Here is a 13,479-nt window from a genome sequence, read left to right on the forward strand (position 1 = left end):
GCCGGTTTCCATTCCTTCGCACGCGCTAATCACTTGGAGACATGCAAGAAATCACAAGCGTTGCCATAGCGCGGAAAATCCAATCGTTTGCGTTGAGATCGATGATCGCGGGCCTGATGATCATGCTCAGGCCAACTCATAGCGAAGCGGGATCATCAGATGAAAATGCGAGCAGTGGATGCAGCAGTGCGCATTCTCGAACGCGAGGGGATCACCTGCGCGTTCGGCGTTCCCGGCGCCGCGATCAACCCGCTTTACTCCGCGCTGAAGCGCAACGGCTCGATCCGGCACATTCTGGCGCGCCACGTCGAAGGCGCCTCGCATATGGCGGAAGGTTATACCAGGGCGAAAGCAGGCAATATCGGCGTTTGCATCGGCACATCGGGCCCCGCCGGAACCGATATGATCACCGGCCTCTATTCGGCGATTGCGGATTCGATTCCGATCCTCTGTATCACCGGTCAGGCGCCGCGGGCGCGGCTCTACAAGGAAGATTTCCAGGCCGTCGACATCGAGGCGATCGCAAAGCCGGTGACGAAATGGGCCGTCACCGTGCGCGAGCCGGCGCTGGTGCCGCGCGTGCTCAGCCAGGCCTTCCATGTCATGCGGTCGGGGCGGCCGGGACCGGTGCTGATCGATCTTCCTCTCGATGTGCAACTGGCCGAGATCGAGTTCGACGACGAGACCTATTCGCCGCTGCCGGTCTACAAGCCTGTGGCGACGCGCAAGCAGATCGAGAAGGCGCTCGACATGCTCAACGCCGCGGATCGGCCGCTGATCGTGGCCGGCGGCGGCGTGATCAACGCCGATGCGTCCGAGCTCCTGGTCGCCTTCGCCGAAGCGGTCAACGTTCCGGTCGTCCCGACGCTGATGGCGTGGGGCGCCATTCCGGACGATCACGCGCTGATGGCCGGTATGGTCGGCCTGCAGACCAGCCATCGCTACGCCAACGCCACGATGCTCGAATCCGATTTCGTGCTCGGCATCGGAAACCGCTGGGCCAACCGGCATACCGGTTCGATCGAGACCTACACCAAGGGTCGCAAATTCGTCCATGTCGACATCGAGCCGACGCAGATCGGACGGGTTTTCAATCCGGACCTCGGCATCGTGTCGGACGCCAAGGCCCGCGCTGGAAATGTTCGTGACCATCGCCCGGGAGTGGCGGAAGTCCGGCAAGTTGCGCGATCGGCAGGCCTGGCCTGCGGCCTGCCGCGACCGCAAGCGCTCGATGCTGCGCAAGAGCCACTTCGACAACATCCCGATCAAGCCGCAGCGCGTCTACGAGGAGATGAACAAGGCGTTCGGCCGCGATACCTGCTACGTGACGGTGATCGGATTGTCGCAGATCGCGGGTGCCCAGTTCCTCAACGTCTATCAGCCGCGCAACTGGATCAACGCCGGGCAGGCCGGTCCGCTCGGCTGGACGTTGCCCGCCGCGCTCGGCGTGCGCGCCGCCGATCCGGACCGCGACATTGTCGCGCTGTCGGGTGATTACGACTTCCAGTTCCTGATCGAGGAGCTCGCGGTCGGGGCGCAGTTCAATCTGCCCTACATCCACGTCGTCGTGAACAATTCATATCTCGGGCTGATCCGGCAGGCGCAGCGCGGCTTCGACATGGATTATCACGTCCAGCTCTCGTTCGAGAACATCAACGCACCCGAGATCGGCGCCTACGGCGTCGACCACGTGACCGTCGCGGAGGGGCTGGGCTGCAAGGCGATCCGGGTGACGGATCCGAACGAGGCACAGGCCGCGTTCGCGACCGCGCGCGAGCTGATGGCGAAGCATCGGGTGCCCGTGGTGGTGGAGTTCATTCTCGAGCGCGTCACCAACATTGCGATGGGAACGGAGATCGACAACATCGTCGAATTCGAGGAGGTGCTCGATCTCCCGCTCGATGACGTGCCGAGCGCACAACGATCCGGCACGCTATTGCCGGCTTGACGACCTCATTCAGCGCTGCCCCAAGCGGAGATACCACCCGTGCCTCAATTTGCCGCCAACCTCACCATGCTCTTCAACGAGCTGCCGTTCCTCGATCGGTTCGCAGCCGCCAAGGCCGCCGGCTTCAACGCAGTCGAGTATCTTTTTCCCTATGACTTCGAAAAGGGCGCGTTGCGGGAGGAGCTGGCGCGCTGTGGGCTGACCCAGGTGCTGCACAATCTTCCGGCCGGCAATTGGGCCGCCGGTGAGCGGGGCATTGCGATCCTGCGCAATCGGGTCGATGAATTTCGCGACGGCGTGGTGCGCGCGATCGACTACGCGAAGGCGCTGGATTGCCGGCAGCTGAACTGCCTGGTCGGTATCGCTCCCGCCGGCGCTGATGCCGCAGAGCTGCGCGAAGTCCTGGTGTCGAATCTGCGCTTCGCCGCCGGCGCGCTTGGCCAGCATGGGATCAAGCTCCTGATCGAGCCGATCAACACGCTCGATATTCCCGGCTTCTTCCTGAGCGGAACGGAACAGGCGGTGCAGCTCATTTCCGACGTGAGTTCATCCAACCTGTTCATCCAGTACGACATCTATCACATGCAGATCATGGAAGGTGATCTGGCGCGGACCCTGCAAAAGCATCTCGGCCGGATCGCGCATGTCCAGCTCGCCGACAATCCTGGCCGTTACGAGCCGGGGACCGGCGAGATCAACTATCCCTATTTGTTCAAGCATCTCGACAGCATCGGGTATCGCGGCTGGATCGGATGCGAATACAAGCCGCGGACGACCACACTCGAGAGCCTCGCCTGGCACGCCGCGCAGACCTTCGTGACCTAGAGCTGTTTCCGTTCCGATCGAATCGGAATGGAGTTCTGGATTTTTGTTTTGACGCGTTTTCTTCACGCGAAGCGGAATCCGCTTCGCTGGAAAACATCCCAATCCGGCTGACAGGAGCGACGACAAATGAAAGACATAGGATTCATCGGGCTCGGCACCATGGGACGTCCGATGGCGAGCCACCTCCTGGCTGCCGGCTATCGCCTGTTCCTGCACGACGTCGCACCCATTTCGCCAGAGCTGATTGCGGCCGGCGGCATCGCTTGCGAGTCCGCCAGGCAGGTGGCGCAGGAAGCAGACGCCGTGATCATCATGGTGCCGGACACGCCGCATGTGGAAGCCGTGCTGTTCGGTCAGAGCGGCGTTGCGGAGGGGGTCTCCAAAGGCATGATCGTGGTCGATATGAGCTCGATCTCGCCGCTGGCGACGAAGGAGTTTGCGCGCAAGATCGATGCGCTCGGAGCCGACTATCTCGACGCGCCGGTTTCCGGCGGCGAGGTTGGCGCAAAGGCGGCAAGCCTGACCATCATGGTCGGCGGGCGGGAGCGGGCGTTCAACGCGATGAAGCCCCTGTTCGACGCGATGGGAAAGAATGTCACGCATGTCGGCGGCAATGGCGACGGCCAGACCACCAAGGTTGCGAACCAGATCATCGTGGCGCTGACCATCGAGGCGGTGAGCGAGGCCCTGCTGTTCGCGTCCAAGGCGGGCGCCGATCCTGCGCTGGTGCGCAAGGCGCTGATGGGCGGCTTTGCCTCGTCCCGGATCCTCGAGGTGCATGGCGAGCGCATGCTGAAGCGCAATTTCGATCCGGGCTTTCGCATCGAGCTGCATCAGAAGGATCTCAACCTCGCGCTGGAAGGTGCGCGGGCGCTCGGCTTGTCGCTGCCGGGCACCGCAGCAGCCCAGCAGCTGTTCAACGCCTGTACCGCCCTCGGCGGCAAGGCCTGGGATCATTCCGCAATTCTGAGGGCGCTGGAAGTCATGGCGGGTCATGAGGTGGCGGCTGCCTGAGCTTCATGCAAGGATCACGGTGCCGAACTGCAATGGCCGGTCCTGATGACGAGCTCGACGGCCCGGCACCCGTATCTCAAAGACCGATCTCTGGCGCCTTGACACGGTAAGTAAAAATATTATTACATACCGTGCTTGGGAGAGACGGCTGATGTTGCAGACAAAACGAAGCTATGGCGGCATGGTGACCGCGCCGCACCACCTCGCGGCGCAGGCTGGGCTCGCGGTCCTGTCGGAAGGTGGCAATGCGATCGAGGCGATGATCGCCGCGGCCGCGACGATTGCCGTGGCCTATCCGCACATGAACGGCCTTGGTGGCGACAGCTTCTGGCTGGTCGGCCGCGCCGGTTCGAAGCCGGTCGGAATTCAGGCTTGCGGACGGGCTGCGATGGCAGCGGATCGCAGCTGGTATCGCGAGCGTGGCTGCAGAAGCATTCCCGGCCGCGGCCCGCTCGCCGCGCTCACCGTCGCCGGCACGGTCGACGGTTGGCAGAAGGCCTATGAGCTCAGCCGTGATCGTCACGACGGTCGGCTCCCGATGGCGCGGCTGCTTGAGCCCGCAATCCGGCATGCCGAGGAGGGCGTGGCCGTTACCAGCACGCTGCACGAGAACATCCGCAAGAAGTGGCATGAGCTCGAAAACGTGCCCGGCTACGCCGAGGTTTATCTGCCGCAAGGCACCCCGCTCGCGGTCGGTGCGCGCCTGCGGCAGCCGCGTGTCGCCGCGACGCTGCGGCGTCTGGCCAAGGCCGGGCTGGCTGATTTCTATCGCGGCGAACTGGCGCGCTCGTTGGCGGTCGACCTCGAGCGGGTAGGGAGCCCGCTGCGATTGGCTGATCTGGAGCGGCATCAGGCATCGCTGGTGACGCCGCTGTCGGTCGAGGTGTCCGGACACAAGGTCTTCAACATGCCTCCGCCGACGCAGGGGCTGGCCTCGCTCCTGATCCTGGCGCTTTATGCCCGGCGCATCGCTGGCGAAGCCGACGGCGTCGATCATCTGCACAGGCTCGTCGAATGCACGAAAGCTGCGTTCCGTATCCGCAACGGCCACGTGACCGATCCCGACTACATGAAACGCCCGGCCGCCGAATTCCTGTCCGAGCAATCGCTCGCCGCGCTTCACGAAACCGTCTCCGACCGCCGCGCCGCGCCGTGGCCCGATCCGTCCAAGCAGGGCGATACGGTGTGGCTCGCTGCGACCGATCGCAGCGGGCTCAGCGTCAGCTTCATTCAAAGCGTCTACTGGGAATTTGGCTCGGGCGTCATCCTGCCCGAAAGCGGCGTCACCTGGCAAAATCGCGGAACGAGCTTCAGCTTAAACGAGACCGATACCAATCGGTTGGATCCGGGACGCCTGCCGTTCCACACGATCCAGCCGGCGATGGCCGAACTCGGCGACGGGCGGCTGATATCCTTCGGCACGATGGGCGGAGAAGGGCAGCCGCAGACCCAGGCCGCCATCTTCTCCCGCTACGCCATGCACGGCCGGGAGCTGCAGTCGGCGATTACGGCGCCGCGCTGGCTGCTCGGTCGCACCTGGGGCGAGGAAAACAACAATTTGAAGATCGAATCCCGCTTCGATCCCGCGATCATCGATCGGCTGCGCGCGCTCGGCCACGACATTCAGGTGACTGGCCCGTTCGAGGAGGTCATGGGACATGCCGGCGCAATCGTCTGGCATCCGGACGGCCTGATGGAAGGGGCCAGCGATCCGCGCAGCGACGGCGTCGTTGCGACCCGCTGAGGGGCATTCGCTGCTCTCGATCCGCACGTATTGCGTCGTGCGGCTTGCCCCGCTAGCGGGACGGCTTGCTGAGGCGCGCCGTCGCCTTCGATCCTGCCGACTTGTCCTTGCGATCCCCGACAGGGGCCGTCAGCCAGGTCAAGATCATGTCCTGCGCATGCTTGCGGCGCAGCTCTAGCCAGTCCGACGCGCCGAGATCCTTGTCGAACATCGCCGACAATGTGTACCGGTTGGAAACGTGGAAATAGCTCATCGCGGTGATTGAGACATAGAGCTGGATGGGATCGACGTCATCGCGAAACAGGCCCGCCGCCACGCCTCGCCGCAGAATGCTTTCGATGCTTGCAACCAGGGGCAAGGTGAGCTCGGCAATCTTGCGCGACTTGCGCATATTGCGTCCGCGTTGAAGGTTCTCGGTGTTGATCAGGGCGATGTAGTTCTGGTGCTGCCCGAAGAAAGTGAACGTGAAATCGATCAACCCGCTCATTGCGGCGATCGGCTCGAGATCATCCAGTTTCAGCCGCTGTTCGGCCGCGCGAATTTCGGTGTAGACGTCCTCGAGGACGGCAATGTAGAGCCCGTTCTTGTCGCCGAAATAGGCGTACAGCAGGCGCATGTTGGCCTTGGCGCGCTGCGCAATCGCCTCGACACGAGCGCCGCCGAGGCCATTGTGACAGAACTCGAAGGTCGCGGCGCGCAGGATCGCTTCCTTGGTGAGCGCGGAGTCGCGAGGCCGCTTTCCGCGTGTGGTGGTGCGGGTGGGGCTGGTCGGTGCTGTCGTCTCTGTCACGGCGTCAACCTTGACTGGGCTCGGGTATTCACGCAGGGCACGTCCGCATCAGGCCACATCGGGCAGCGGACCGGTTCCCGGCGCAAGCAGCTGGGATTGAGATCGGCATTGCGACTGTTCGTCAAGTGCGATTCCTCCATGTTCACTGCTTCCGGGCGCCGGCTGCCACCATCGCGCCGGCGTGCGCGACGAGCCGGCCAGCCTTGTAGACATCGCGGGGCTTGGGACGAGCGACCACGGCTTCCTGGACATGCCGGGCGTCCAGCACGACGAAATCCGCCGTCCCGCCGAGCGTGAGGCCGTAGTCCCTTGAGGCCAAGCGCGCGCGCTGCGTTGGTCGTCACCATGTCAAAGGCCGCGGCCAATTGATCGTCAGTGTTGAAGCCGGAGCGATAGCCGACCATCATTGCGCGCTCGAGCAGATCGCCGTCGCCGTAGGGCCACCAGGAATCGCGGATGTTGTCGTTGCCGGAGAACACGGTGACACCGGCATCGCGAAGCAGCAACACGGGCGGAAATGCGTGTGCGCCCGGAGCATTGGTTAAAATGGCGACGCCGGCCTCGGCAAGCTGCTGCGCGGTACGCTGAGCCACGTCGCTAGCCACTTCGCCGAGCGCGTAGGCATGGCTGATCGTGACCTTGCCGCCAAGACCCGACGCTTTGGTGCGTCGCGCGATCTCCTCGATCTCCGAGATGCCCTGCAAACCGCCGTCATGCAGGTGAATGTCGATGCCGACGCCATGCCGTTCGGCGATCCCGAAGACGACGTCGAGATGCCCGGCGACGTCACCATCATGGCCTGCGGGATCAAGCCCGCCGACCAGATCGGCGCCGGCGCGAACGGCTTCCTCGAGCAATTGGGCCGTTCCGGGCGATGTCAGGATGCCGCTCTGGGGAAACGCGACGATCTGGATCGAAACCTTCTCCCGGTGCGCCTCCCGCGCGGCGGCGATCGGCTCGAAATGTCGCAGACCGACCTCGGCATCGACATCCACATGGCTGCGCATGTGAGTGGTGCCCTGCGAGACGCAAAGGTCGATCAGGGCCGCAGCCCGAACCGGGATCGGCTTGGCGCCGGCGAGCGCTTCCTTCTCGAATTTGACGCGCTCGCGCACGCTGAAGCCGGCGGTGCAGGGCCGATGCGGCTTCCAGTCGTCGCCGATGAAGCATTTGTCGAGGTGGATGTGACCTTCGACCATGCCGGGCAGCACCAGGCGTCGGCCAAGGTCGCGCCTTTCGCCGACTGCGCCGTAGCTTTGCGGGGACGACGCGATCGCCACGATCTTGCCGCCGCGGACGGCGATTTCGACCAGCTGGCCGTCGGTGAGCCGCGCGTTCTGAAAGAGTGTGTCGATGGCAGTCAATTCGAGTCTCCAGTTTTTTATGTCGGGACGATGCGGTCGGGCAGGGCGCGGGAAAATGCCGCGATCTCGCCGGCGGTGGTGATCCAGATGTCCTCGCGCCTTGCGACGATCGCCTGCAGGGCGCGTCGCAGCGGCCGCAACCGGTGCGGCTGGCCGACCAGGTATGGATGCAGCGCGATGCCCATCACCAGCGACTGCTTGGCGGATTGGGTAAGCATCTCCTCGAATGTGTCCGTGATCATGGTCGCAAACTGTTCGCCGCTGTCCTTGCGCCCGACAATCGAGGGGATGTCGTTCAGTTCCTGTGGATAGGGGACGGACAGGATCCGCCCGCCAGCCCTCGTCGAGAACCACACCGGCTGGTCGTCCATGCACCAGTCGAGCAGATATTGGTAGCCCGCTTCGGCGAGAAGGTCCGGCGTTACCGCGGATTGCGAGATCCATGGACCGAGCCAGCCGAGCGGCCGCCGTCCCTCGGCACGCGCGATGACATCGGTCGCCTCCTCGATCAGTCGCTGCTCCTCGGCCGGTGAGAGTACGCCTTGCCGTTCGGAATTGGTCCGTCCATGGCCGACGACCTCGTCGCCGCGCGCGCGAAATGCGTCCATGACTTCCGGGCAGTAGTGATAGATGCTGCTGTTCGCGAGCACGGAGACCGGCAGTTTCAGCTCGTTGAACAGATCGATGAGCCGCCACACACCGACCCGGTTGCCATAATCGCGCCAAGCGTAATTGAGGACGTCCGGATGCGGACCGCCCGGACAGAGTTCGGCGCCAAGTCCATAGCCGAAAGCGAAATGCTCGAGGTTGAGCGCGATGTAGACCGCGAGCCGCTTTCCGTGTGGCCATACGAAGTCGGGGCGGCGCGTGATCGCGCTGTAGCTGTAGCGGTCATGAGAGATGAGACCCCGCGCTGGATCCGCCGCTTGTGCGGATGTTGCACCGCCAAGAACGCCACGTGAGGTGGCCCGCTCCGGTTCTGCTCGAGTCTCCCGTTGCATTGCAATCTCCATTCGGCGCGCGATCAGCCGCTTGACATTCGTCAATTTGTGAAGAAAGTTTTTACTTCCGTCAAGGCCGCGGAGACGGCGGCAGCGGACCAGAGGCGGCTCGGGAGCCGTCGGAGCGGGAGGAATTGCAGAAATGAGCTACGCTTGTACCCCCATCACCGGGTTGTGCCGCCGCGTTGTCTTGCAGGGCGCGCTCGCCATTCTCATCGGCTCTGTGCCACTTGCGGAGCGGGCGCGGGCCGCCGAGCCGATCAAGATCGGCCTGGTCACTGCGCTGTCGGGCCAGTCGGCGCGCGCCGGCGAAGCATTGACCCGCGGCGCCACCATCGCGATCGAGGAGATCAACGCGAAAGGGGGCGTGCTCGGCCGTCCGCTGGAACTGGTGCGCCGTGACGATGAAAGCAATCCCGCGAAGGGGCTGACCGCCGCGCGCGAACTGATCCAGCGCGAGAAGGTCGCGGTGCTGCTCGGCGGTCTCGATACGCCGGTCCAGCTCGCGATCGTGCCGTTCGTCAACAACGTCAAGATGCCGTTCGTGGTGCCCTGGGCCGCCGGAACCAACATCACGCAGAACGGCGCCGCCTCCAACTACGTGTTCCGCGTCTCGGCGATGGACGACGAGGTCGACAAGGCGATCGTTGCGTTTGCCGGCAAGACCTTCGCCGCCAAGAAGCCGGGCCTCATCCTGGTCAACAATCCCTGGGGCGAATCGAACGAGCATGGCCTTCGCGCGGCGCTGAAGGCGGCCGGGATCGAACCGGCGGGTGTCGAGAAGTTCGAGGCGAACGATGTCGACGTGGTCGCGCAATTGTCCCGGCTCAAGCAGGCCGGCGCCGACTCCCTGTTCCTGGTCGGCAATGTCGGTCCATCCTCGCAGGTCGTGAAATCGCTCGACCGGATGGGCTGGGCGCCGCCGATCGTGTCGCATTGGGGACCGGCCGGCGGCCGCTTCACCGAGCTCGCCGGGCCGAGTGCCGAGAGCGTCGTGTTCGTCCAGACCTACAGCTTCTTCGGCAACCTCTCGCCGGTCGGCAAGCGCGTGCTCGCCGAGTTGCAGGCGAAGTATCCGGACATCAAGGGCCCGGCGGACGTGACGCCTGCGGTCGGCTTCGCCAACGCCTATGACAGCGTCCTGGTGATCGCCGGCGCGATCCAGAAGGCCGGCAGCACTGATCCGACCGCCGTCCGTGACGGCTTCTACGGAATCGACCGGCTGGAAGGCCTGATCAAGACCTATGAAAAGCCGTTCGCCCAGGACAAGCACGATGCGCTGACGGCGCAGGACTACATCTGGGCCCACTTCGAAGACAACCACATTTTGCCGTTCAAGAACTGACGGCAGCGGTCGTCCAGCAAGCAGATCGGGGTGATCATCGATGTCGTTTCTTTCGGCGATAATAACCGGAATGGCGCTGGGGAGCATGTACGGTCTGCTCGCGCTGGGCTTTCACGTCACGTACGCCGTATCCGGCACGGTCAACTTCTCGCAGGGCAGCTCGATGACCCTGGGAGCCGTTGCCGGATACTTCTTCCTCATCGTGTGGGGCTGGCCGGCCGCGATCGGCATCCCCGCGGTGCTGCTGGTCTGCGCGGTTTACGGCGTCCTGATTGAACGCTTCGCGGTTCGTCCGTTCGTGCTGCGCGGGTCGGACAACTGGCTGATGGCGACCGTTGCGGTCGGCATCATCGTCGACAATGTGATGCTGTTCGTGTTCGGCAAGGAGCCGCGCAGCTTCCCGTCGATGCTCGCGGCCAAGCCGATCCAGATCGTGGAGGGGGCAGGGGTCTATCCGCTGCAGCTCCTGATTCCCGTGGTCGGGCTGTTGCTTGCGCTGGCGCTGCATCTGATCACCCGCCGCACGCGGCATGGCGTCGCGATGCTTGCGGTGGTGCAGAATCCCAATGCCGCGCGGCTGATGGGCATCAATGTCAGCGGCGCCATTGCCGCGAGCTATGCGGTGTCGGCCATGCTGGCAGGCGTCGCCGCGCTGCTGATCGCGCCGCTGTTCAACGTCTCGTCCGAGATGGGCACGCTGTTCGGCATCAAGGCGTTCGCCGCCGCGATCATCGGCGGTCTCGCCAGCGCCTGGGGCGTCATGCTGGCTGGATTGTGCCTTGGCCTGATCGAGGTGTTCGCGACCAACTATCTCGGGTCGGTCTACACCCAGATCATCACGTTCGCTTCCGTCATCGTCATCCTCGTCGTCATGCCGCACGGGCTGCTCGGCCGAGCTGGAGTTAAGAAGGTATGACCTCGCGCGCCTCCCTTCTCGTCGCGTTCGCGGCGTTCGCCATTGCCATCGGCTATGCCGCGGTCGCGGACAGCTATTCGGTGTTCCTGATCGCGACGATTTCGCTGACGGCGATCGGCTGCATCGGCCTCAACGTCCTGCTCGGCCTCGCGGGCCAGATCTCGCTCGGCCATATCGGCTTCATGGCGATCGGTGCGTACACCACCGTGCTGCTGATGGAGAAGGCCGGCTGGCCCTACCTCGCCGCGACGGCGGGGGCCATCGTGCTGGTCAGCATCGTCGGCGGGCTGCTCGCGATGCCGGCGCTGCGCGTGCGCGGGCCGTATCTGGCGATGGTGACGATTGCCTTTGGCTTCATCGTCGAGCATGTCACGATCGAGTGGCGCGATCTCACCGGCGGCGGCAACGGCCTGATGCTGAGCGCGCCGCCAAGCGTGTTCGGCTATGCGCTGTCCGAGCGTTCGCTTGCCATCGCCGGCGTCGCGCTGGTGTTTGCCGGCCTCATCCTGTTCGAGCGGCTGAAGCGCAGCGGCTGGGGTTATGCCATGCGTGCTGCCCGCGATACCGAGGTCGCGACGCGTTCGCTCGGCATCGATCTGGTGCAGGTCCGCGCCGTGGCCTTCGTGATCTCGGCGGCCGCGATGGCGCTGGCCGGCGCGCTGTTCGCGCCGCTGCAGGGCTATATCAGCCCGAGCTCGTTCCCGTTCCTGCAATCGGTGCTGCTGTTGTTCGCCGTGATGGTCGGCGGCGCCGGCTCGGTGCTCGGCCCGGTGATCGGCGCCGCGCTGGTGGTGCTGCTGCCGGAAGTGCTGTCGGATCTCGCCGAGTATCGCCTACTGGCCTTCGGCGTGCTGCTGTTCGTCGTGCTGCGCGCCGCGCCTTCCGGCATCGTCGGCCTCGCGGAGCAACTCGCGGCAAGAGTCCTGCCGGCACGCAAGCCGGTGGCCGGGCCCGCGATCGCCGCGGCGGAAACTGATGCGGCGATCCTCAAGACCCACAACGCGGCGGGGCTCGACGTGACGGATCTCTCGATCTCGTTCGGCGGCGTGCGCGCGGTCCAGGGCGTATCGTTCAAGGCGGCGCCCGGTGCCGTCACCAGCATCATCGGTCCCAACGGCGCGGGCAAGACGAGCGCGCTCAATCTGCTCTGCGGCTTCTACCGGCCGCAGGCGGGGACGGTGAAGCTCGGCGATTGCGATGTCACGGGCATGACGTCGCATTTGCTGGCGCGGGTCGGCGTGGCGCGCACGTTCCAGACCACGCAGCTGTTCGGGTCGCTCACGATCCTGGAAAACATCCTGCTGGCCGAGCGGGTCGGCCGTCTCGGCGGCGTTGTCTCCGCGCTGCGCAACGCGGAGACCGAGAGTTTCGCCCGGTTCCTGCTGCGCTTTGCCGGTGTCGACGGCGATGTCGATCGTCTTGCGGATTCGCTGTCCCATGGCGAGAAGCGCCTGGTCGAGATCGCGCGCGCGCTCGCTTTGCGGCCCCGCATCCTGCTGCTCGACGAGCCCGCGGCCGGCCTCTCGAAGGGCGACAAGCAGCGCCTGACCGCGCTGTTGCGCCGGATCGCCGATCTCGCGATCGCCGTCATCATCGTCGAGCACGACATGCCGATGATCATGTCGCTGAGCGATCTCATCGTCGTGCTCGACGGCGGCAAGCGCATCGCGATCGGCGATGCGGCGGCGATCCGCAACGATCCGCTGGTCCGCAAGGCCTATCTCGGCGACGCGACGCCCGGCGAGAAGAGCCGCGCGCCGCGGCCGGCGCGGCAGGGCACCGCACTCGAGGTCAAGACGCTCGATTCGTTCTATGGGCTGTCACGCGCCTTGAACGGGATCGATCTGGTGGTCGCTCCCGGCGAGGCGGTCGCCGTGCTCGGCGCCAACGGCGCCGGCAAGACCACCCTGATGCGGTCGATCGCCGGACTCGAGCCGCCGCGCTCCACGGGCGAAGTGCGGCTCGCCGAGACGCGCATCGACCGGATGCCCGCACATGTTCGTGCCCGCCATGGCGTCGTGCTGGTGCCGGAAGGGCGGCAGGTGTTTCCGGAGCTGACGGTGAAGCAGAATCTCCAGCTCGGAGCCTATGCGCGCAAGGGAATAGACCTCGATGCCGAGATCGAGGCGATGTTCGTGCGCTTCCCGCGGCTGAAGGAGCGCATCGATCAGCGCGCCGGCCTGCTGTCCGGAGGCGAGCAGCAGATGCTCGCGGTGGCGCGTGGGCTTCTGACCGGGCCGAAGATCTACATGCTGGACGAGCCGTCGCTCGGTTTGGCGCCGCTCGTGGTCGATGAACTGTTCGCGTCCTTTGAGCGGCTGCGCAGCGAGGGCACGACCATCATCGTGGTCGATCAGATGGCAGGCCACGCGCTCGCGCTGGCCGACCGGGCCTATCTTTTGGAAACGGGTGCGATCCTGAAGAGCGGCGCCGCCGACATCATCGCCGAGGATCCGCTGCTCGAGGCGGCCTATCTGGGTGGCGAGGCCCAGGCCGGCGCGCCACAACGGCTCGCGGCACAGGCACGCTGAG

The 13,479-nt window shown here is 65.0% G+C and carries 8 protein-coding genes and 2 pseudogenes; 7 read left to right on the forward strand and 3 right to left on the reverse strand.

Annotated elements, in window-relative coordinates:
* Positions 1-159 precede the first annotated feature (159 nt).
* From gcl to ACVWW1_RS06225, 4 genes and pseudogenes are all read left to right on the forward strand, one after another.
* Positions 160-1,948, forward strand: a pseudogene (gcl, locus tag ACVWW1_RS06210) (glyoxylate carboligase).
* 39 nt (positions 1,949-1,987) lie between these two features.
* A complete protein-coding gene (gene hyi / locus ACVWW1_RS06215; protein WP_456655219.1) occupies positions 1,988-2,773 on the forward strand; it encodes a hydroxypyruvate isomerase in 786 nt (261 codons plus the stop codon).
* 126 nt (positions 2,774-2,899) lie between these two features.
* Positions 2,900-3,787 (forward strand): 2-hydroxy-3-oxopropionate reductase, encoded by an 888-nt coding sequence (locus ACVWW1_RS06220; RefSeq protein ID WP_456655220.1) that lies wholly within the window; start codon positions 2,900-2,902, stop codon positions 3,785-3,787.
* Positions 3,788-3,938: 151 nt separating this feature from the next.
* Positions 3,939-5,531 (forward strand): gamma-glutamyltransferase family protein, encoded by a 1,593-nt coding sequence (locus ACVWW1_RS06225; protein ID WP_456655221.1) that lies wholly within the window; start codon positions 3,939-3,941, stop codon positions 5,529-5,531.
* 52 nt (positions 5,532-5,583) lie between these two features.
* Here ACVWW1_RS06225 and ACVWW1_RS06230 read toward each other — a convergent pair whose 3' ends face one another.
* The 3 genes and pseudogenes from ACVWW1_RS06230 to ACVWW1_RS06240 all read right to left on the reverse strand — a co-directional run bounded on the left by ACVWW1_RS06230 (position 5,584) and on the right by ACVWW1_RS06240 (position 8,686).
* Positions 5,584-6,321: a TetR family transcriptional regulator gene (locus tag ACVWW1_RS06230; protein ID WP_456655222.1), complete on the reverse strand. Its 738-nt coding sequence runs from the start codon at positions 6,319-6,321 to the stop codon at positions 5,584-5,586.
* 142 nt (positions 6,322-6,463) lie between these two features.
* Positions 6,464-7,685 (reverse strand): annotated as a pseudogene (locus tag ACVWW1_RS06235) (amidohydrolase family protein).
* Positions 7,686-7,702: 17 nt separating this feature from the next.
* On the reverse strand, positions 7,703-8,686 hold the full coding sequence (locus ACVWW1_RS06240; protein WP_456655223.1) for a polysaccharide deacetylase family protein: 984 nt from the start codon (positions 8,684-8,686) through the stop codon (positions 7,703-7,705).
* A 142-nt stretch (positions 8,687-8,828) separates the two neighbouring features.
* On the opposite strand from ACVWW1_RS06240, the gene ACVWW1_RS06245 reads away from it, so the two are divergent.
* From ACVWW1_RS06245 to ACVWW1_RS06255, 3 genes are read left to right on the forward strand one after another with little or no spacing between them, the layout of a single operon-like run.
* A complete protein-coding gene (locus ACVWW1_RS06245) occupies positions 8,829-10,031 on the forward strand; it encodes an ABC transporter substrate-binding protein (RefSeq protein ID WP_456655224.1) in 1,203 nt (400 codons plus the stop codon).
* 40 nt (positions 10,032-10,071) lie between these two features.
* Positions 10,072-10,947, forward strand: a complete 876-nt coding sequence (locus ACVWW1_RS06250) for a branched-chain amino acid ABC transporter permease (RefSeq protein ID WP_176530589.1) — start codon at positions 10,072-10,074, stop codon at positions 10,945-10,947.
* Entirely contained in the window at positions 10,944-13,478 is a 2,535-nt protein-coding gene (locus ACVWW1_RS06255; protein WP_456655225.1) for a branched-chain amino acid ABC transporter ATP-binding protein/permease, read from the forward strand. Before ACVWW1_RS06250 ends, ACVWW1_RS06255 begins: the two co-directional genes overlap by 4 nt.
* Position 13,479: the final 1 nt, after the last annotated feature.

The sequence above is a fragment of the Bradyrhizobium sp. JR3.5 genome, assembly GCF_054057015.1.